The organism is Labrys okinawensis, assembly GCF_047345005.1.
In the GTDB taxonomy this organism is placed as follows: domain Bacteria; phylum Pseudomonadota; class Alphaproteobacteria; order Rhizobiales; family Labraceae; genus Labrys; species Labrys okinawensis.
The window spans coordinates 3,836,475-3,857,186 of the sequence record NZ_CP178864.1; the positions used below are offsets into that span (position 1 = coordinate 3,836,475).

Here is a 20,712-nt window from a genome sequence, read left to right on the forward strand (position 1 = left end):
CTGCGTGGCGTGGTCGGCACGCTCCGGCAGGAGCCTTCCGGATTTGATCAAGGATAATTTCGCCCTCCGCCTTTACACGCGGGTTGCGCGCCTCGGCAGCTTCTCTGCCGCCGCACGTGAAACTGGTCTGTCGCAGTCGCAGGCCTCGCGTATTGTTGCCGACCTTGAGACCGAACTTGGCGTCAGGCTGTTGTCGCGCACGACACGAGCCGTCGTGCCCACTGAAGCCGGCGGCGAATTCCTTGCCAGGATCGAGCCTATCATGGCGGCATTGGATGAAGCGGAGCACAGCATTCGCGAGAGCGGCGAGTTGCGGGGGCTGCTGAGAATGAGCATGCCAACCAGCTTTGGCATTCGTGACGTCATACCCCGCCTCGCCTCATTCGCCGAGCGGCACCCCCACCTGCACATCCAGCTTCAACTGGCCGACAGGCGACAGGATCTCGTCCGAGATGCCGTGGATGTCGCCATACGGCTCGGCCGACTGCCCGACTCGACCGCGACAGCAAAGCTCATTGCCATGATCCCGCGCGTGATCGTGGCGTCTCCTGACTACCTCGCTCGTCACGGCGCCCCGGAAACGCCCGATGAGCTTGTCCGGCACCGTATTGTCGGCGGCAGCGCTGCGGCGGTGCCGACAGCTTGGCGGTTTGAACGAAACGGCGAGGAGACCGCGATCAGGCTGGAGCCGCATTTTTCGACCGACGAGAACGAAGGGGCCATTGCGGCTGCGGTGGCGGGTTTCGGCATCACCTCCACCAGCGGCTGGGCATGCCGCCGAGAGCTGGAGGCTGGCGCTCTGGTGCGCCTTCTGCCCGAATGGACTTTGGCAGGCATTCCCGTGCACGCCTATTTCCCGATGGGCAGGACGACACGCGCCGCGGCGCGCGCGGCCATCGACCACCTGGTGGCGACCTTCCGGCAAGATTCGTCCAACGAACCGATGTGATCCTTGCCGACCAGGGGCGAATGACGGATCCAACGAAGCGAACGTTTCTTCCATTGATGCATGCCGTGCATAGAAATTAGCTGAAACCGGCAACTACCGGCCCAGGCGGGTGCTGACGATCTAGCCATTCACAAGACATCAATGTGAAGGGTTCTCGATCGTGTTCCGATCCAACCGCATCAAAGAATTCAGCGAGGCCGGCGTTCGCCACGCCGAGGGCGTCCAGGCCCAGGTGCCCGCTTCCGGCGAGATTGGCCTGCTTATCGATGCCATCGGCCTGCACCACCCGGAAAGCACGGCTTCTGCCGATTGCCCGACGATCCCGCACGCCACGGCCTGACCTGCTCGAACATGAAGGAAACCGACATGACCAAGACCACACCTGAGCAGAACAAGACGCTCGTTCTCCAAGCCTTCGACGCTTTGTTCAACAAGCGCGACTATGCCGCTGCCGAGCACTATTGGTCGGACCGCTACATCCAGCACAGCGCCCATATCGCGCCCGGCCGCGAAGGTCTCTTCAACCTCGTCCGCACGCTGCCGGACACATTGAAATACGAGAACCAGCTCATCGTCGCCGAAGGAGACCACGTGATCGCGCATGGTCGGTTCTCCGGCAGCGGCAGGCCCGCGGCGTGGGTCGCCGCCGACATCGTCCGCATCGAGGATGGCAAGCTCGCCGAGCACTGGGACGTGCTCCAGTACGAGGCGACCAAAGCGCAATCCGCGAGCGGCCTGCCAATGTTCGGCGACCGCTTTCCCGACTGACTTTTCATATCTGACTTCACTCAAGGAGACGATCCGTGAAACTGACAGGCAACACGATCTTCATTACCGGTGGCGGCTCAGGCATCGGCCGCGCGCTGGCCGAGGCTTTCCACAAGCTCGGCAACAAGGTGATCATTTCCGGCCGCCGCCGGGCCAACCTCGATGAAGTCGTCGCCGCCAATCCCGGCATGGTCGCAATCGAGCTCGACATCACCGACCCCGTCAGCATCGATGCCGCCGCGGCCCGGCTGATCGCCGACCATTCCGATCTCAATGTGCTGATCAACAATGCAGGCATCATGTTGCCGGATCAGGCGGCCGAGCGGATAGACGACCAGCTGCTGGTCGACACCATCACCACCAACCTGGTCGGGCCGATCCGCATGACCGCAGCGCTGATCGAGCACCTGAAAGGTAAGAACGACGCCGTTGTCGCCTATACGAGTTCCATTCTGGGCTTTGTTCCGATGGCGGTTACAGCGGTCTATTCGGCGACGAAAGCCGCTCTTCATTCCTATGCGCTGTCGCAGCGCTTCCTGCTCAAAGACGCAGGCATCCGCGTGCTCGAGATCGCGCCGCCGTGGGTGCGCACCGACCTCATGAACAGCCGCGAGGCCGAGGAAGCGATGCCGCTGGACCAGTTCATTACGGAGACAATGTCGGTCCTCGCCACGGACGCCGACGAGATCCTGGTGGAAGGCGCGAAGGCTTTTCGTGGCAACGCCGGCCCCAACGAGCACGCCCTTGTAAACGGCTTCAATCAACACGCTCTCGCGCTGTTCGGGCGACTTTGACCGTGCCCTCGACCGCAGTACCTCGCAGGCGTTCGGGTTGGCCACGATCGCCCACATCGCCAGCGATTAGCGAGGCCGGGAATAGGGCTACGCGTTCGTCCCCGTATATCCCTGATCCTGTACCTACCGCTCGCCGAGATCCTCGAGGACAGCGACCAGCGCCTCCGGCCGCACGGAGACCGAACCGGCGAAGGGGCGATCAATCATCACGATAATCAACAGCCCCGAAAAAATCAGAACGGCCAGGACGCCGGTCATTGTCGCTTGTGCGTAAACATTTTCAGTGCCGAAGAAAAAGGTAAAGCAAACCGTGAGAACCGCGCCCCCAAAAAGCACGAGCCAGAGCACGTCAGGCACGATGCCGGATGCGGCCACCAGTCGGGCGCGCCTCGCCTGAGTGAGCAGATCGAGCTGATGCAATACCTCTGAGAGAAGGTCACTATCGCGGGCGCCCGAGGGCGAGAACTGCAGGGTCGTCTTGTAAAGGGCGTTGAGAGCTTCGGTTGCGGCCATGCTGCCATGCCCCTCAGCCATTGCCGGCCAGTCATCCGAAATCGCGACCTTGACATAATCCGTAAGGCGATCGTGAAGAGCCGTTCCGGCATCTCCCTGAATGCCATCTGCCAGGCGATAGATGGTTGCCGCAGCGCCCGCCTCCTGAGCGACCTGACTCTCAGAGTCGCTGAATTTCTCCCAGACCACGATTACTGCGAAAGCGAGAAGGACCGCGTAGAGTACCCCCACCGTCGCAAACTTGAAGCCGGCCACCTCGTTGTTGTTGCTGAGCTGCTCCAGTCCGATGCGCTGGCGGATAAAAATCGGCCCCGCCATGGCGATCAGTGTTGGCGCGACGACCAGGACAAATCCCGTCAGCCACAGGGGAAGGGTGGTGAGGTACAGCATCGGATCGCCCTTTCTCGATGAACGATTTGTTACCGAGTTTTATGGTTGCCGCAACCACTCCTTCTTGATAGTGGCAATAGGTACTAAGTATTGCATTATGGAATACAACTATCTCTCGGAGTTACCCCTCTCCTTTTCGCGTGTCGCCAAGAAGAGGCCGTTGCAGGCGCTTCTTAAATAGCCTTTCACAAGCCGCGACCACTTTCCCGTCTCAGCCGGTTGCGCCTTGACCCGAAAAGCAGCCGATGATGTGTCCGAAGGGTGCTGTTGGCGCGGCGAGCCGCAGCTCTCGCGGCCCGGCTAAGGATCCCGAATCGGTCGATGCTCGCCGTGCAGCCATGCGTTTGGGAACGCTTGCGGATCAGCTCAAGCGCGCACGCGAGCGTTTCGGCAAACCGCATCCAGCCCATCTCGCAAGTCCAAGACGTGGCAATGAATTCGAAATGTGGCTACCGGAACCCGGGGATCGACACGGGTCAGATGCCCAGTTTGCGGCGTCGGCGGCACTATGCCTACCCGCCTGCGGACGACTGCTAAGACCCCCTGTTGATTTCTATTCGAGCTCCCAAGCCGGCGCGTTGACAGCCCTCACGATGTTTCTCCGGCGTCCGTTCCGATTCAAGGGCGGAACGGACGCGCGTCTCCCCGGATCAGGCCTTGCGTTGCAACTTGGCAACGTCCTCAACGAGGATGTAGGGGCCGCCACCGAGAACCCGCACTGCGAGTACACCAATCGTATCCGGCAGGCGCTCGCCGAGGTCTACGAAAGCATTGCCGTTGGTCCAACGCGCTGGGGCAGGTTCGAGCCGATGCCAGCCACCTACATTGGGCTTGGCCAGATGAGCATCGAGCACGCGTGACTCCGCGCCGTCCTGGAGCCGGATCTCGCCGATGAGAAGACCGAGGTTGCGACGATCATCGTGGAAGGGACCAATCACGTCGGATGGGCGGAAAGTACGGGACACGATGCGCACCGAAGCGATCTCGGAGGGCAGCATGAAGGTGGCGACATCATCGGATCGGCGAACGGGACAAATGACGCGGCCCTTGTCGGTCACAAGGTGCAGGCCCGCATCATCGGTAGTATCCGCGGCGGAGCGCTTGTCGACAACGCCCATCTCGATCGCACGAGCTTCAATGGCACGGAAGACTGGTTCAAGGTTCCCTGGAGTGACTTCCAGGGGCGCCGCCGCGTCGGCGATCCAATCCCTACTCCGCCTTGGGAAGCCGACAACCTTCGCATTCTGGCTGAAATGCTTTCGATTGCCGGTATCGAGATAGGATTCGGTCAGCATGCCGTCACTATAGAGAATGGAGTGTTGCTCCGTTTCTACATGATGGTAAGTGTACGATACGATTGTGCGATCATAGTATATGGTACGTCCATTCACCATCGTGCGAACAGGCACCAGCTTGCCACCAAGGAATAGGCAATGCTCGGAGGTAAGTAGAAAATCCTTGTAGGGCACATTCTCGGCAATAGCGCCGCGTTGAATACATACGGGATAGCCAGAGAGATCGTCCGATCGATTTGGATCAACGATCATATGCCGGCTGCCAGTCCAGATTACTTCACGCAGAAGATTTTCGCCGTTGGCATAGACAAGCACCCTGTCGCCTACGGATAGGTCTTCGACAGCGACTTCGCCTTTGTCTGTCCGGATCATGGTACCGGAAAGGAAACAAGTCGGAGCAAGATCAGTAATCGTCAACGAGGAGCCATCGTCCGTGACAGTCAACGGTCCCGTGCCAGCCGTAAACGTGCCTGGAGTAATCGCCTGGCCATTAACCGTGAAAGAAGCCATTGGCTTACCCGAGGAATCAAAGACTTCAATAGTCTGCGTGCCAAGCAGATTATTTGTAACTTGGTAAGAGCCAGGAGTTCCAGGCATGTTCTGGAATTGTATGTGGTTGAGGCCGTTGTTGAGATTTTCGAAATTGGTGATCGTCGTTCCGGACAGATCGATGAAATTGCCACCAGCATTCGCAATGAACGTGCCGCCGCCTGTCGTAAAATTGATCGTGCTTCCGCTCAGGACGCTGATAATACCCGACCCAGCAGAGAAGGTACCACCCCCCCCGAGGTTGATCGTTGAGCCATTCAAGAAGCTTCCAAGATTGGATCCAGAGAATGAGGCCGTTCCACCATAGACGTCGACGGTGTTGCCACCGGGCCCACTAGCAAGAACGTTAATATCTGTATTTCCACCAATTACATATGTATTAACGGCCGCAAAACTGACACCTATATTGATGTTTCCGGTCGATCCTGGTGTAGATACGTATGTATTCCCGAGGAATGTTCCCAGAATGTTTAGATTAGATGATCCCGTAACGAAATTGTTCACGCCGGACAAATTGTCGAAAATATTGACAGTGCCATTCGGAACACCAGTAATGGTATTAATGATCGTTCCATCCGGCTCCTTAATAGTAACCGTACTCAATCCAGAAGGATTCCCCAGAATGTCCTTCTGCCGAGTTACCGTGTACGTAACTCCATTTGGTTCGGTATATGTCGTCATGCGGGTTATCTCCGTGAATTCTTTTATTCACCGACAAGCAAATATTCTCGCATATATTTGCGCATCGCAGCGCCCTCTCCATAGAGCGTATCTACAATAATACTAATTTTTGGTATTGCAATACCTGATATAACCTACGTAAATTTTCCTAGAGTCAACTCACATTGGCGGTAATTAATTACCACTCCATTGCGGAATATGACGGCCCTCGTATCGGGGCGCGACTACGCGAGGGCCAGAGTCATGACGCGTTTTTCAGGCCCCGATCGCGCGGGCAAAGGTCCTGGTCTCCTAGGGCAAGATGCGTTCAAATCGAACGTTCTTCTGGCTACCACGCATTGAAAACGGAAGTATCTTGCGATTTCCTCCGTTTCAGTTTGAAGCTGAAACACGCCGACAGGCTGTTGAAATTTTCGCCTTTACGGACGACGAAGCCCGAATGTTTGCCATTGTGAATGCAAACGTGCCCAACGGGGCGTCTGGCAGTCTCGAAGAAGACCCATCCTCGGCCGCAGGGAAGGCGAAGGCCCATCCGACTCCGGTCTCACCGGCCATGCGCTGGCCGCTACGGCATCCATACAATTGAAGACTTCCTCGATGCGCTCGCGGGTCTTCTGGCTCATGGCACAGCCGACATGATGGGTGGTGCGCGCATCGATGGCCAGACGCCACCATTGCTACTCTGGGCCACCTACGGGCACACGCTCATCGACCTCAGCTCATTGACGAGGTCCTCGGCGTCTTAGGCCTTGTCCGCGCCCACGCTGGGGCCGGAACAGGAGTAGCTCACGTGCTGACTTTAATTTCGTCATGCAAAGGCGAATGCGAAACCTTCGCCCTCACTCGACCGTGACGCTCTTGGCGAGGTTGCGCGGCTGGTCGACGTCAGTGCCGATGATCACGGCCGTGTGGTAGGCTAGGAGTTGGATCGGGATGGAATAGACGATGGGCGTGACCACAGCCGGCATCTCGGGCAGGACGATGGTCTTTAGTGTCGCCATGGCGGCGGCTTCGGCCCCCTTCGAATCGGTGATCAGGATGATGCGGCCACCGCGCGCGGCGACTTCCTGCATGTTCGAAACCGTCTTCTCGAAGATGGCGTCGAAGGGAGCAATCACCACCACCGGCATGGTCTCGTCGATCAGGGCGATCGGGCCATGCTTGAGTTCGCCTGCGGCATAACCCTCTGCATGTATATAGCTGATTTCTTTTAGTTTTAATGCGCCTTCAAGCGACAGAGGATAGCTCGTGCCGCGGCCGAGATAGAGCACGTCGGAGGCCTTGGCGAGATCACGCGAGAAGGTCTCGATCTCATGCTCCAGACGAAGCGCTTCGGCCATCAGGCGCGGTGCTTCGATGAGTGCATGTACGAGTTCACTCTCCTCCGCAGCCGATAGCGTGCCACGCGCCTTGCCGGCACCGATGGCAAGCCCAGCCAACGCAGCGAGCTGGCAGGTGAAGGCCTTGGTGGAGGCCACGCCGATCTCCGGGCCCGCCAGCGTTCGCACCATCACCTCGGCCTCGCGCGCTATGGTCGAGGTCGGCACATTGACCACAGCGAGCGTGTGCTGTCCCTGCTCCTTGCAATAGCGTAGGGCCGCCAGCGTGTCGGCCGTCTCGCCCGACTGCGACACGAAAATCGACAGGCCGCCCTTGTCGAGCGGCGCCTCGCGGTAGCGGAACTCGGAGGCGATATCGACTTCGACCGGCAGGCGTGCATACCGCTCGAACCAGTATTTGGCGATCATGCTGGCGAAGGAGGCGGTACCGCAGGCAGAAATGGTAAGGCGGCTGAGATTCGTCCAATCAAAGGGAAGGTTCTCCGGCAGGCGGATGGTTTCGCCCACCATGTCGATGAAGGAAGTCAGCGTGTGCGAAACGACCTCCGGCTGCTCATGGATCTCCTTCGCCATGAAGTGCCGATGATTGCCCTTGTCGACGATGGTGGCGGAAGCCTGCGATTTCTGAATCGTGCGATGCACGCGCTTGAAGGCCGCATCGTAGATGGAGGCTGAACTGCGCGTCAGCACAACGCTGTCGCCATCATCGAGATAGGCGATGGTGTTGGTGAAGGGGGCGAGCGCGATGGCGTCTGAACCCAGAAACATCTCCCCTTCGCCGTAACCCACCGCGAGCGGCGAGCCGAGGCGGGCGCCGATGAGCAGATTATCCTCGCCCGAGAAAAGGAAACCCAGTGAGAAAGCACCGCGCAGCCGCCGCAAGCTCGCATGCACGCCTTCGATCGGCGTCCTGCCGCGATCGAGTTCGCGCGTGACGAGATGGGCGACGACCTCGGTATCGGTCTCGCTCTGAAACCGTGCGCCGTCAGCGATGAGCTCTTCGCGCAGCTCCCTGAAATTCTCGATGATGCCGTTATGGACCACCGCTACCCTGTTGGTGGCATGGGGATGGGCATTGCCCTCCGTCGGCTTGCCGTGAGTGGCCCAACGGGTGTGCCCTATGCCGATAAGGCCGTCGAGCGGATCGTGATCGAGCTTGCTTTCAAGGTTGCGAAGCTTGCCCTCGGCACGCCGGCGGGTGATGGCGCCGCCTTCTAGGGTGGCGATGCCTGCCGAATCGTAACCGCGATATTCAAGACGCCGCAGCGCGTCGATCAGGGGCAACGCAACCGCTTCTTTTCCGAGAATACCGACAATGCCGCACATACGCTCTACCCTTTACCGATTCGCATCAGACTAGCTGCGAGGGATTTAGGGCTTCGTGAACGCGGGGCGAAATCAAAATGCCTGACAGTTTGTGACAGGCGCTGGCGGCGCAAACGGTCCGAAACGCGAACTCGTGTCAGGGCGCCTACGGCTTGCCGGAAATTCGCTCGATCTCCTGGCGTACCAGCCGCTCTACCAGAGTGGGCAGATGGGCGTCGAGCCAGGCCTGCAGCAACGGCCGCAGCATATCCTGGACGACATCCTCGATACTGCGTGCATTTTTCGAGAAGACGGTATGGTTGAGCGTGGCGAACGAAGCCGCCGCCTCCGCCCCGCGTGCTGTTGACAACAGAGGCTCTGCCACTCCCGCATCGTCATTGGCCGGCGCCGGTAGATCGATTGACTCGACCCCCGGCTCGCCGGCGCTGGCCGGGCGTTCGGCCACCAGCGCTTCGACCGGGCTGCGCCGCGGCCGCCGCACCGAAGGCGGGTCATCGGCGATGATCCTGCGGATGGAAGCCAGGATCTCGTCCATGGATGGTTCCTTCGGCACCCGAGGCGGGTCCAAGCGGCTCGATGAGGACATTGGACGGCTCCTTGAGGGGCCGGCCTTGCGCCCTGCCCGCTTCACATGCCGGCTCGGGCCGAGACGGTCATGCGATGCATCCTTCAAAACAAGAACGCCCTCCAATCGCAAGGATGTGGAGGGCGTTGTCTTCAGAATTCTGTCGATATCAGCCGGCTATCGGACCCGCCGCTGCGGGGCGCTGCTCAGCGGCCGTCCGGAATGTCCGTGCCGATCCACTTGTCGCGCACCTGGTCGTAATGGACGGCTGGATCGTATCTGGCGACCTTGAGGCCGAGAGCCGTAGCGTTCAGCTTACCGACCGCCTGGAGCAGCGTATAGGAAGCCACCACCTGATCGCGCTGGCTGGTAATCAGCGTCGCGCGGGCATTGAGAAGCACCTGCTGTTGCTGCAGCACGTCGAAGGTCGTACGCTGGCCGACCTTGGCCTCCTCGCGCACGCCGGCAAGCGCCACGCCGGCGGCGGCGACCGCGGCCTGGTTAGCCACGATCTCGGAACGCGCCGCATCCAGATTGCCCCAAGCAGACACGACGGCGGCCCGGACCTCTTCGCGCTGGATATCCGCATTGATACGCGCTTGGCCGAGGTTTTCCTTGGCTTGGCGAATCTTGGAATAATCCACGCCGGCTTCATAGATCGGTACCGTCAGGAAGGCGCCGATCGACGCCGAGCTGTCGATGCGAGTAGTACCGTTGACGTCATAATTCTGAGAAAGCGCGCCCTGCGCACTCAGGCTCGGATAGAGCGCGCCTTCGGCGACCTTTACCTGCATGGCCGCAGCATCAACGGCATGGAGCGCGGATGTGATGGCGGGGTGGTTGGCAAGGCCCGCCGCAATGGCGGCGTTCTGGTTCTTGGGCAGGATCTTGAGCGGTTTGGCAGGCTCGAGACGCTTGGGCTGGGAACCGATGATCTGGCGATAGACCGCCGTGGAGGACTTGAGCTGCGCCTCAGCCTGGATCTCCTGCGACTGGGCGCCCGCGAGGCTGGCGTTGGCCTGCTCGACGTCGGTGCGCGTCACTTCGCCGACATTGAAGCGATCCTTGGTCTGCTTGAGCTGTTCCTGCAGCACTTCGACGTTATTCTTCTGCAGGTTGAGCAGTGCGGCGTCACGCAACACGTTCATATAGGCCGTGGCGGCGGCGAGCAATGTCTGCTGTTCGATGTCGCGCAGCGTCTCGCGCTGGCCCAGAACCCCGGCTTCCGCCGAGCGCACGGAGTTCGCCGTGCGGAAACCGTCGAACAGCGGCTGGGTGATGGTAATGCCGACGCCGCGGGGAAAACTAGTGTCGTTCACACGGCCCAGCTTGTTGACTCGGACCGTATCCGCCAGACCGCTCGCATTGGCGGTACCATTGATCGTAGGGCGGTAACCACCCAAAGCCTGGGGCACATTTTCGTCAAAAGCACGTGCACCAGCGCGCTGAGCATTCAAAGTGGGGTTGGAGGTGTAAGCTTGCGACAGTGCCGACTGCAGCGACTGCGCCTGCGCGCCATTGATGAAGATAACAAGCGAAGCGCTTGTCGCCAAAAGAGAAATGACGCTTACAGTTTTCATGACTCTAACCCGACCCAAAATCAAAACAGGCGGTTAACCCGCCCAATCTTTGGCAAAAAATAACCCGACAGGCTTCATTCACCAACACCTCATTTGATTTGCCAAACGATAATTCCGGAGCTGAAGCAAAAATGAGACAGTGAACCTTAGGTTCGGTTAGCCAGCGATTAACGTTGCAGTTGCAATGAATGGAAAATTAAGTACGCGGAGAGACATCGGCGGCGCCCTTCGATGGGAGTTGATCGCTGGTCTGGAGGCAGGGGGCGCTCCTCGCGGTTCAGCCGGCAAGCAAGCCTGACTCTGCCTTCCAAAAGCCCTCGCTTTCGACCCTCGACATGCATCTGCCACGTTCAATGTTGACCAGCGGCTTGCCCAGATGCGGATGTTCGCCATCACCCCCGCCAAGTAGAGGTTTACACTGGCCAGGCCACAAAACCTCCAAGGTTTCCGGGCGAATCGGCCCTTACTCTTCTTGATCAGAACGTGAAGGCGGGTGCCTTGGCAAAACCCGGCAGGGCCGACAGCGAGGCATCGAAGGCGATACGTCCGGTGAAATCGCCGCCAACACGAACAAAGATTGTGGCGCGCCCGGCGCGGCCACGACCGACCACCGCAATGAGGCGGCCGCCCTCGCGAAGCGATTCGAACAGCGCCAGCGGCACCTCCTCGACCGAGCCCTGCAGAAGAATGACGTCATACGGGCCGGACGCGGCGGCGCCGTTGGCGAGCGGCCCCGCGGTCACGCTGACATTGTCGTAGGAAGCCAATGCCGTCTTCGCCTCGCCGGCGAGACTTTCGTCGCTTTCGAGGGCCACGACCTTGGCGGCGAGCTGGGACAGGATCGCGGCGGAGTAGCCTGTCGCTGCGCCGACATCGAGCACAACGTCCGTAGGCTTGACGCCGGCCAACTGAACCAGCTTGGCCAGGAACATCGGCTGGATAAGGTAGCGCTGGCTGCCAGCTGGGCCGACAGCCAGATCCGCGTCGAGATAGGCAAGCGCCTGCTTGGGGGCCGGCACGAAGGCCTCTCGCGGCACCGCGAGGAAAGCATCGACCACCCGGCCCTCAGTCACGTCATTGGTGCGAACCTGGCAATCCACCATGGTGCGGCGCGCTTGGGCGAAATCGGTCATCGATCGGCTCTCTTGGTTGTCCGATCGTTGTTTGCGTCAAGCCCTCGCAAAAGGCAAGCCGGCAGGCTGCTGCAGGACGGCGAAGGCGCGGATTTTCCGCACGCGTCGACTTTCCTACCAAATATCGCCGGCGTCGCGAAAACCGGTTGAACCCGCCCCATTGGCTTGTTATAGGGCGCGCCTCCGCTTTGTCTTGCATCGCTCGACAATGGATGGCCACGTGGCGGAGTGGTTACGCAGAGGACTGCAAATCCTTGCACCCCGGTTCGATTCCGGGCGTGGCCTCCAAAAAATCAATGACTTAGCGGGTACTGACGAGAAGCAAAGTTCCTTCGTCAGATAAGGGCCCTCGCCGTCTGCGCTTTGATTGTCGGCCCGATTCCCATTACGCTTCGGCCGTCGAGGCGCGTCGGCGCGTTCACATGGGAGCGGGCGACCATGACCAGGCGGCGAAACACGATGGGCTTGCTGTTTTATCTCGCGGCCTGGGGCGTAAGCTCTGTCCAGGCAGGCGCGCTCATCGGGCGCCGCATGACGCACGTGTCCGCCGACTATCCTTTGGCTAAGGCAAGTGCGGCACGGGCCATCGAAAGTTGCCCGGTTAAGATGTCATGACCACCTTGGATGTGTGCGTAGCGGCGACTGGCATGCTGTGCTCAGCTGGCGCCGCGGCCTTCTGGCTTTGGGCATCCCTTATTAACGTGCCCAACAACATTGATACGTTCATCGGAGTTCTGCAGCGGATCGGCAGGCTCAATGCCGTAGCGGCGGCGTTCGGTTTCGTTGCAGCATTGTGTGCGGTATACGCGTTCGCCCGGTCCATCGGGGCGGTGGGATAGGAATAGGCACTGCCTGATGAACTCCGCCATCGCTAGAGGGTATTGGTATGGCCCAATTCATCCGGGTTCCGAATGTCGCCGGAACGCTGATCGCGCTTGTTTCCCATCGACGAATCTGCCCTGGCCGAACGATGGGATGCCATATGGCAGAATGAAAACAAAATATGAACATATTGCGGGAGGTTCACGCCCTCGCAGGAGGCCCATCCGGCTCCCGGCCGGGTATTTACCTTGAGCGGGATACTCCTCTGTTTGCGGGATAATGTGTCAGCGCAACAAGGTGTAAGTTTGCGTGATCGATGGCCTCGCCAACCAAGGCCATCGTTCTGGAGCGAGATGGACTTGCCCGACCCGGTTCGCTGCAAGCGAGCCGGGTCTTTTTGATGATGCCGCTTCTCAGCTTCCTTCTTCGTTCACGGGAGAGCACTGCGTTCTTTGCATAGCGCTCTCAGTGGAATATATCGCCCAAGCAAACCCAATCAGGCCGGTCGCAGCCAGGGTTTTGCGCACGAACACCGGGAAGATCTAGGGTCGGATCTGGCTATTTTTGTCTAATTCCAGGCTAGATTCGTCAATTTTTAACTTTACCACGGAGTAAAGTGTGGTGGGGTCATGCAAATTGCCCCTCATGACCTGCCAGAGATCATGTGCCCGAGATGGGCGTCCCCCGGCCTTCGCCTGATAGGCCGGGGGCTTTTGTCTCTGGCGCCAAATTTGGAGTTGGATGGGTAATGCCATCCCTAAGTGGGCAGCAAACTCGGCTCTCAACCACTCCTTGCCAGCCGCCGCGCCTTGTCCGTCGGCCCGATCCTGAAGCCGCCGAACCGGTCCAGGAAGGTCTGCGCCCCTTGAATCGTCAAATCAGGCTAATAGTCAAGATTAGATACAATATAAATTGAAGTTAAAACGCAAACCCAAACTGCGGCGAGAACTACGAGCCAATGCAGTGCACTGTCTCTCCGAAATACCATCGATGCAATTCCACTAGCTGTGATTAAACACGCCAGGAGTAAAAATATAAGCCTAACTAAATCGACGGTGTCCACTACTTTGCCCGCGCTCTTCGTGTCCCTCTATATTATCTTGTAGACGTTATTGTTAAGCGTCAATTGTGCAAATAGCGGTAATAGTAGAAGAATAAGGGGGATACCAGCAAAGTCAGGGAGGTACCCTGCAATAATCCTTCTGCAGATTTCCACTCGATCCGCCTCCTGCCACGCAAAAGTGCATACTTGAGCACGCTGAAGGCGTAATCCGATGGCAAGTCGTGCTTACTCCTAATGCACCGTCCCGCTCTCGATCGGTCGCTACATCGCGAGCGCCGCCTCCCGCAGCCTGGCGAAGTCCGCTGGCTCCCACGGCTCACCCTTGTCCTGGCCCCAGCATGTCTCCCATAACGCGATGCAGCCGTTGAAGACGCCCGCGAATGTCTTGCGTCCATCTCCGCAGGCTCGCGGAAGAACTCGCCCAGCGCCTCTGAAAGGGCCGCGGCGCGGTTCGCAAGCTCGATATGACCGTGGATCTCCGCATAGGCGAACTTGCGGCCGATGTGCTCGAACACGTCGTGGCTGATGAAGGGGGCGGCGGTTGGATGTCGCCCATCACGTCAGCCCGTAGTTTGCGGTGGATACCTTGGTGACCCGCTTGAGCGCGTCAGTGAGTGTGGACGCCACATCCCTGCCGTCAGTGGCTTGCGTGTTCACGGTGACCGGCACAACGCTTGTGACAGCCGACAACCCTTGGTCATTGTTGTTGATGGTGCGGTGATAAGCCGCCGCAAAAGTAGCGCCGGCCGTGAAGCCCACATTCGGATAAGCGTAGGGCGCGTAAGGCCCGCCGGGACCTTGGGATTGTAGGCTAACCGATTGCCGCCAATGACCGACGAGGTGACATGCAGGCGGCCCCAGGGTCCATTGTACCAGCCGGCACGATACTCGTTAGAACCGTTCGTCGGGTCCGGAATGGCGCCGGATGCGATTGCCCGGATCCTGTCGCGGATATACGCGGCCCGAGCCGTTGGAGCGCCGCAGTCGTCACGATGTCGGCTCCGAGGGCGCCTGTTTGCCGGCCTGGCGCCGCCGGCCCCACCAGACCGAGAGCTTGCGCCGGCCACGCCGGACGGCCGGAATATCCACGGACAGGATCAGCAGGCCAACCGGGATCATCCAGAAGCCGAGAATCGGCAGGAAGCCCAGAAGGCCCCCGACAATCATCGCAACACCGAGAATCATGCGAAGCCAACGCGACCCCGGCAAATGAAAATGACGTCCCAGGATTTTCACCTTGGGACGGCTAATCGGCTGAGTTGGCTCCAAAATGCCCCTCCAAATGGTACGAAACGCCCGGTCGATCCGGATATGCTCCCTCGCGCATAGATGTTAATCCAAAAAAGAGATGCAATCTGGGCACGATTGGCCTTGGCAACCCCCGACGATGTTGCTATACGCCCGGCCCACCGGGGAACACCCTGTTCCGCGATAGCTCAGCCGGTAGAGCAAGCGACTGTTAATCGCTGGGTCGCAGGTTCGAGTCCTGCTCGCGGAGCCAAATCTTTCCCCTTGCGTCGCCGACGCAGCAGCTTCCCCAAATCGCGCAATCTTCCGTTCGTTTTGTTGCCGATTGAACAGCCCTACGCCATCAGCGAAGCTGCCAGGGCTTCGAGCACCCTCATCGCATCCCGTGGGTTGAGGCGGACTTGCAGACCCCGTTGGCCCCCATTGATAAAGACATACTCGTTGTCGAGTGCAGCCTGCTCGATGGCAGTCCGCACCTTGCGCATCTGGCCGAAGGGGCTGATACCACCCACCTTATAGCCAGCGCTGCGCTCGGCATCGGCAGGTTTCATCATCTGGGCGGATTTGCCGCCGAAGGCCGCCGCGAGCTTCTTCATGGCGACCTCGCGATCGGACGGCACGATGACGCAGACGGGCTTGCCGTCCACGAGCGCCATCAGGGTCTTGAGCACGCGGTCCGGCGCCTCGCCAAGTGCGTCCGCTGCCTGCAGGCCGATATGGTCGGCATCCGGATCATAGTCATATGTATAGACGGAAAAGGCGACGCCGGCTTTTTCCAGCATCTGTGTCGCCCGCGTCACCTTGGACATGGCAGCTTTCCAATCGTTCACCCCAGATAGCCGTTCATAACGGACGATCCCTAGCTATGAAAGAATGGGCGTCCCCTCAAGCTAGGGCTGCGAAGGCGTTACAGAAAAGCCTGGTGGCCGGGATCTGCTGAAATGGTGGACAACGAGCACCGTTCATTCGGCACGAGCGGTCATCCGCCGAGAAAAGGCAACTGCGACTTGCCCCCTCTATCCCGAACCCGCAAGACGGGTTACGGTCACCGCCCCTCAAACCATCAGACATTCACACATGGCTTTCCGTACCGGTCTCGTCGACGCCATCGGCAATACCCCCCTTATCCGCCTCAATCGCGCCTCGGAGCTGACGGGCTGCACGATTCTGGGCAAGGCAGAATTCATGAACCCCGGCCAATCGGTGAAGGACCGGGCGGCGCTTTTCATCATCAAGGACGCCGTGGCACGGGGCGAGCTGAGGCCGGGCGGCACGATCGTCGAAGGCACGGCCGGCAATACGGGCATCGGCCTTGCCCTGGTCGCCGACGCCATGGGTTTCAAGACTGTCATCGTGATTCCGGAGACCCAGAGCCAGGAAAAGAAGGACATGCTGCGTCTCGCCGGTGCCGAGCTCGTGGAAGTGCCGGCGGTGCCCTATGCCAATCCCAACAATTACGTGAAGGTCTCCGGGCGTCTTGCAGAGGAACTTGCGAAGACGGAGCCGGGCGGCGCGGTCTGGGCCAATCAGTTCGACAATGTCGCCAACCGCCAGGCCCATATCGAGACCACCGCCCCGGAGATCCTGGAGCAGACCGACGGCAAGCTCGACGGCTTCGTCTGCTCGGTCGGCTCCGGCGGCACGCTGGCCGGCGTCGGCATGGGCCTGAAAGCCGTAAACAAGGACTTCAAGATCGGCGTGGCCGACCCGATGGGCGCGGCGATGTATTCCTGGTTCAGCAATCGTGAGCTGAAATTCTCAGGCTCGTCTATGTCGGAAGGCATTGGCCAGAACCGCGTGACCAAGAACCTTGAAGATGCCCCTGTCGATCTGGCCTATCAGATCCCGGATGAAGAAGCCGTGCCCTTGGTCTATGATCTCCTGCAGGTGGAAGGGCTGTGCGTAGGGCTTTCGACCGGCATCAACATCGCTGGCGCGATCCGCATGGCCAAGGACCTAGGGCCGGGTAAGACCATCGTGACGATCCTGTGCGACCACGGCTCGCGCTATCAGTCGAAGCTGTTCAATCCCACTTTCATGCGTTCCAAGAATCTGCCTGTCCCGGAATGGCTCGAGAAACGTTCCACCATCAAGGCTCCATTGGAATAGGTGAACCATGGCCACAGTCTTGCTTTTCAGAGACGACGCCTACGCCCCGACCGCCACCGCGACAGTGGTCGGCCTGTCGCAGCACGGGATCATTCTGGACCGGACGATCTTCTACGCCATGGGCGGCGGCCAGCCCGGCGATGTCGGCACCCTGACCCTGTCGGACGGCCGCACCGTTGCCATCGTCAATGCCGTGTGGAACGACGAAGCCAAGACCGAAATCGCCCATGTCGCGCCTCCCGAAGGGCTCCTGCCCGCCATCGGGGACACCGTGGAACTGGCGCTCGACTGGCCGCGTCGCTATGCGCGCATGAAGGTGCACACGGCGCTGCATCTGCTCTCGGTCGCCCTGCCCTATCCGGTCACTGGCGGCTCGATCGGCGATGGCGAGGGCCGGCTGGACTTCGATATCCAGGATGCCGGGCTGGACAGGGAAGAGATCGCGGCCAAAGTCAACGGCATGATCGATCAGGGCGCCGAGGTTTCCGAACGCTGGATTACCGATGCCGAGCTCGACGCCAATCCCGGCCTTGTCAAGACCATGTCGGTTAAGCCTCCACGCGGCTCGGGCCGCGTGCGCCTGGTGGAGATCGAAGACCTCGACCTGCAGCCCTGCGGCGGCACGCATGTGAGGAACACGCAGGAAATTGGCCGGATCGTGGTGACGCAGATCGAAAAGAAGGGCAAGCAGAACCGCCGCGTGCGGATCGCGCTGGCTTAATCGAATAGGGCGCGGAACGAGGCGACCCGTCGGCCGCGCTCGCCGAAATCAGGCCGTTACTCGCTGATGATATGCCATACACCGCCAATGCCGTCGCCGGTCTTGTCACCCTTCTTCTTGTCCGAAGCATAGAAATAGACCGGCTTGCCGTCATAGGTCCATTGCAGGGCGCCATCCGTGCGCTTCACGGTCGCCCAGCCTTCTCCCATTTTCTCGTCGGCCTTCGCGGTATAAGGCGGCCATTTCGCCGCGCACCCACCATAGCAGGAGGGCTTGCCGCCGGCGTCTTTGTCAAAGACATACAACGTCATGCCGTTCTGAGCTGTGACCACAGTCGCGGCACTTGCCGAGAGGGGTAATGCAGCACCGACGAGAAGTAGAGACAGACGTATCGTCAAGGCCTTGATCATAGCAGGTCCCTCCCTTGAGCAGCCGGCGCCGGGTGCGAATGCCCGTTCAATTTCCGGACAAGGGATAAACAAGGCAGCTCCCATTTTATTCGCGATGGCGAACAGACCTCAGCCTCCCATTCATTGACATTGCAGTCTGGCTGGAGCGCTTTTCCTGCAGATCAAATCAGCAAGAAGCACAAAATGCTTTTGCTACCAGGAAGTTACTCTCGAAATCCGTTCCTGCCTGAACGCATTTTGCTCTGGGTTGATGAAGAGGAAGTGTGCCGGTCCGAAGACCGGCACACCATTACGCCGCCCAGCCCTTGGCCAGTTCCAGCGCCTGGCGCTCGAACAAGCCGCGATAGATGCCATCGGGGTGGCGGATCAGGCTGGCGTGATCCCCCTCCTCCACGATCCGCCCCTTGTCGAAGACGAGAATGCGGTCCATCGCCTGAACCGTCGAGAGGCGGTGGGCGATGACGATGGTGGTACGATCCGCCATCAGGCGCTCCATCGCCTCCTGGATCAGGTGCTCGGATTCCGAATCCAGGCTCGAAGTGGCCTCGTCCAGGATCAGGATCGGCGCGTCGGCCAGGAAGGCCCGTGCAAGCGCCACGCGCTGGCGCTCGCCGCCCGACAGCTTGACGCCCCGCTCGCCCACCATCGTCGCATAGCCCTTCGGCAGAGCCGAAATGAAGTCATGCGCGTTGGCGAGCCGTGCCGCGCGCTCGATCTCCGCCAGGGTGGCGTTTGGCCGGCCATAGGCGATGTTCTCGGCCAGCGAACGGTGAAACAGGATCGGCTCCTGCTGCACGATGGCGATGCTCGCGCGCAGGCTCGCCTGGGAGACCCCGGCGATATCCTGCCCGTCGATGACGATCCGCCCACCATTCACATCGTAGAGCCGCTGGATGAGCTTGACGAAGGTCGTCTTGCCCGAACCGGAGCGCCCGACAAGGCCGATCTTCTCCCCTGCCCTGATCTCGACCGAGAAGTCGCGATAAAGCGGCTCGGCATGCCCGCCATAGTGGAACGTCACATGCTCGAAGGCGATATGGCCTGCCCCGATCTCCGCGGCCGGCGCCCCCACCTGATCCCTCACACCCATAGGCTGGTCGTAGAAGGCCACCAGTTCCTCCATATCGTTGACCGAGCGCTGGAGGTTGTGGATGTGCATGCCGATGTCGCGCAGATAGCCGTGCACGATGGCATAGCTCGTCAGCACCAGGGCGACATCGCCGGCATCGGCCTGGCCTTGCATCCAGAGCAGCAGAACGAAGCCGAGCACGGCCGCGCGCAGCAGCAGCAGGAAGGCGTTCTGCGCAGTACCGGCGTTCGTGCCGCGTATCCAAGTGCGCGTGGTGCGCGAACGCCACTTGCCGAGCACCTTGGCAAGCCTGTCGTCCTCTCGCGTCTCGGCGCCGAAGGCCTTCACCACCGCATTGCAGGTGATGGCATCGGCCAAGGCTCCGCCCACGCGCGTGTCCCAGCTGTTGGCTAGCCGGGCCGCCGGCGCGACATAGTTCACCGAGAGCAGCACCGTCATCGCCACGAAGCCTATCGCGCCGACGAGCACCACCAGCCCCAGCGCCGGCCAGACCGTGCCGAGCACCCAGGTCGAGCCCAGCAGCACGAGGATGGAGGGCAGGATGGCGACGAGCAGCGTGTCATGCAGCATATCGAGCGCCCACATGCCGCGCGTGATACGGCGCACGGTGGAGCCGGCAAAATTGTTGGCGTGCCAGTCCGTCGAGAAGCGCTGCAGGCGCGCGAAGGCATCGCGGGCAACGAATGCCATCACCCGCGTGGTCAACACGGTTATGCCGTAGAAGAAGGCTTGCCGGCAGCCGACCGCCAAGGCGGCGAGCGCCAGCATCGCGCCCAACGCCCACCAGGCTTCACTGGCGCGATCGGCGCCGGCAGTGACGGCATCGACCATCCGGCCGGCAAAGATCGGAATCACCACCTCGCTGATGGTGGCGACCGCAACGGTGGAAACGATAGCGGCGACGATGGCCACATGCCCTCGCCAGTTCCTGAAAGTGAAGGCAAGCACGGCGGCCATCGGGTGTCGGCCCGTTCGTCGGCTCGTTTGAGTCATGATCACATCCGGCGCCACACAGCACCGTCTCCGGATGGCAAAGCGCGCGCAAAAGCGCGGTGCCTATTTGGTTCGGGGAAAAAAGCCCAGGGGGCCGTTCGGGGAGAAGGAGACGCCTAGCAGCGTGCCATGTTCTCGTAGGGTCGAACGCGCGGCGCGCGACGGAGAATAATCGATGATGTCATACAATCCTCCCTCGCTGAGTGTGGCCGGGATGGGCAAGATAGAGACGGTTTTACGCTAAGGCAACCGGAAATTTTGAAAAAATGAACGGGCGCGGGAAAGGCGAGCCGAAAATGGAGTGGCGGTCTCCGACCGCCAAGCCTTGAACCGCTGTGCCCTCCAGACAGGGTTTTGGCGGTCGGAGACCGCC

17 protein-coding genes and 2 tRNA genes are annotated in these 20,712 nt (G+C 60.3%); 9 read left to right on the forward strand and 10 right to left on the reverse strand.

Annotation, left to right across the window (positions count from 1 at the left end; genetic code table 11):
- Positions 1-43 precede the first annotated feature (43 nt).
- The 4 genes from ACMDCR_RS18010 (at position 44) to ACMDCR_RS18025 (ending at position 2,511) form a co-directional block, all read left to right on the forward strand.
- Complete coding sequence (locus ACMDCR_RS18010) at positions 44-949, forward strand: LysR family transcriptional regulator (RefSeq protein ID WP_413987926.1); 906 nt, start codon at positions 44-46, stop codon at positions 947-949.
- A 160-nt stretch (positions 950-1,109) separates the two neighbouring features.
- Entirely contained in the window at positions 1,110-1,289 is a 180-nt protein-coding gene (locus tag ACMDCR_RS18015) for a hypothetical protein (RefSeq protein ID WP_413987927.1), read from the forward strand.
- 26 nt (positions 1,290-1,315) lie between these two features.
- The gene (locus tag ACMDCR_RS18020; RefSeq protein ID WP_413987928.1) at positions 1,316-1,717 is read left to right on the forward strand and encodes an ester cyclase; all 402 of its coding nucleotides are present in this window, start codon (positions 1,316-1,318) and stop codon (positions 1,715-1,717) included.
- A 35-nt stretch (positions 1,718-1,752) separates the two neighbouring features.
- Positions 1,753-2,511, forward strand: coding sequence for an SDR family oxidoreductase (locus ACMDCR_RS18025; RefSeq protein ID WP_413987929.1), 759 nt, complete (start codon positions 1,753-1,755; stop codon positions 2,509-2,511).
- A gap of 123 nt (positions 2,512-2,634) precedes the next feature.
- On the opposite strand, the gene ACMDCR_RS18030 is transcribed toward ACMDCR_RS18025, so the two are convergent.
- The 6 genes from ACMDCR_RS18030 to ACMDCR_RS18055 form a co-directional block, all read right to left on the reverse strand.
- Positions 2,635-3,414: a DUF4239 domain-containing protein gene (locus tag ACMDCR_RS18030; RefSeq protein WP_413987930.1), complete on the reverse strand. Its 780-nt coding sequence runs from the start codon at positions 3,412-3,414 to the stop codon at positions 2,635-2,637.
- Between the two features lie 650 nt (positions 3,415-4,064).
- Entirely contained in the window at positions 4,065-5,939 is a 1,875-nt protein-coding gene (locus tag ACMDCR_RS18035) for a Hint domain-containing protein (RefSeq protein ID WP_413987931.1), read from the reverse strand.
- 839 nt (positions 5,940-6,778) lie between these two features.
- Positions 6,779-8,605 carry a glutamine--fructose-6-phosphate transaminase (isomerizing) gene (gene glmS / locus ACMDCR_RS18040; protein ID WP_413987932.1) on the reverse strand — a complete coding sequence of 609 codons (1,827 nt, stop codon included), beginning with the start codon at positions 8,603-8,605 and terminating at the stop codon, positions 6,779-6,781.
- Between the two features lie 145 nt (positions 8,606-8,750).
- On the reverse strand, positions 8,751-9,140 hold the full coding sequence (locus ACMDCR_RS18045) for a PopZ family protein (RefSeq protein ID WP_413987933.1): 390 nt from the start codon (positions 9,138-9,140) through the stop codon (positions 8,751-8,753).
- Between the two features lie 236 nt (positions 9,141-9,376).
- On the reverse strand, positions 9,377-10,774 hold the full coding sequence (locus tag ACMDCR_RS18050; RefSeq protein WP_413987934.1) for a TolC family outer membrane protein: 1,398 nt from the start codon (positions 10,772-10,774) through the stop codon (positions 9,377-9,379).
- Positions 10,775-11,226: 452 nt separating this feature from the next.
- Positions 11,227-11,883, reverse strand: coding sequence for a protein-L-isoaspartate O-methyltransferase family protein (locus tag ACMDCR_RS18055; RefSeq protein ID WP_413987935.1), 657 nt, complete (start codon positions 11,881-11,883; stop codon positions 11,227-11,229).
- 214 nt (positions 11,884-12,097) lie between these two features.
- Here ACMDCR_RS18055 and ACMDCR_RS18060 point away from each other — a divergent pair.
- Positions 12,098-12,171, forward strand: a tRNA-Cys gene (locus ACMDCR_RS18060).
- Between the two features lie 323 nt (positions 12,172-12,494).
- Positions 12,495-12,722, forward strand: a complete 228-nt coding sequence (locus tag ACMDCR_RS18065; protein ID WP_413987936.1) for a hypothetical protein — start codon at positions 12,495-12,497, stop codon at positions 12,720-12,722.
- 2,033 nt (positions 12,723-14,755) lie between these two features.
- On the opposite strand, the gene ACMDCR_RS18070 is transcribed toward ACMDCR_RS18065, so the two are convergent.
- Positions 14,756-15,037, reverse strand: coding sequence for a hypothetical protein (locus tag ACMDCR_RS18070; RefSeq protein ID WP_413987937.1), 282 nt, complete (start codon positions 15,035-15,037; stop codon positions 14,756-14,758).
- Between the two features lie 156 nt (positions 15,038-15,193).
- Here ACMDCR_RS18070 and ACMDCR_RS18075 point away from each other — a divergent pair.
- A tRNA-Asn gene (locus ACMDCR_RS18075) sits at positions 15,194-15,269 on the forward strand.
- Positions 15,270-15,351: 82 nt separating this feature from the next.
- Here ACMDCR_RS18075 and ybaK read toward each other — a convergent pair.
- Positions 15,352-15,825 (reverse strand): Cys-tRNA(Pro) deacylase, encoded by a 474-nt coding sequence (gene ybaK / locus ACMDCR_RS18080; RefSeq protein WP_413987938.1) that lies wholly within the window; start codon positions 15,823-15,825, stop codon positions 15,352-15,354.
- Between the two features lie 268 nt (positions 15,826-16,093).
- On the opposite strand from ybaK, the gene ACMDCR_RS18085 reads away from it, so the two are divergent.
- Positions 16,094-17,125 (forward strand): cysteine synthase A, encoded by a 1,032-nt coding sequence (locus tag ACMDCR_RS18085; RefSeq protein ID WP_413987939.1) that lies wholly within the window; start codon positions 16,094-16,096, stop codon positions 17,123-17,125.
- Between the two features lie 7 nt (positions 17,126-17,132).
- Positions 17,133-17,846 (forward strand): alanyl-tRNA editing protein, encoded by a 714-nt coding sequence (locus ACMDCR_RS18090; protein ID WP_413987940.1) that lies wholly within the window; start codon positions 17,133-17,135, stop codon positions 17,844-17,846.
- Positions 17,847-17,902: 56 nt separating this feature from the next.
- Here the strand turns inward: ACMDCR_RS18090 and ACMDCR_RS18095 are convergent, their stop codons facing one another.
- On the reverse strand, positions 17,903-18,256 hold the full coding sequence (locus tag ACMDCR_RS18095; RefSeq protein ID WP_413987941.1) for a hypothetical protein: 354 nt from the start codon (positions 18,254-18,256) through the stop codon (positions 17,903-17,905).
- Between the two features lie 289 nt (positions 18,257-18,545).
- Positions 18,546-20,339 carry an ABC transporter ATP-binding protein gene (locus ACMDCR_RS18100; RefSeq protein ID WP_413987942.1) on the reverse strand — a complete coding sequence of 598 codons (1,794 nt, stop codon included), beginning with the start codon at positions 20,337-20,339 and terminating at the stop codon, positions 18,546-18,548.
- Between the last annotated feature and the right edge of the window lie 373 nt (positions 20,340-20,712).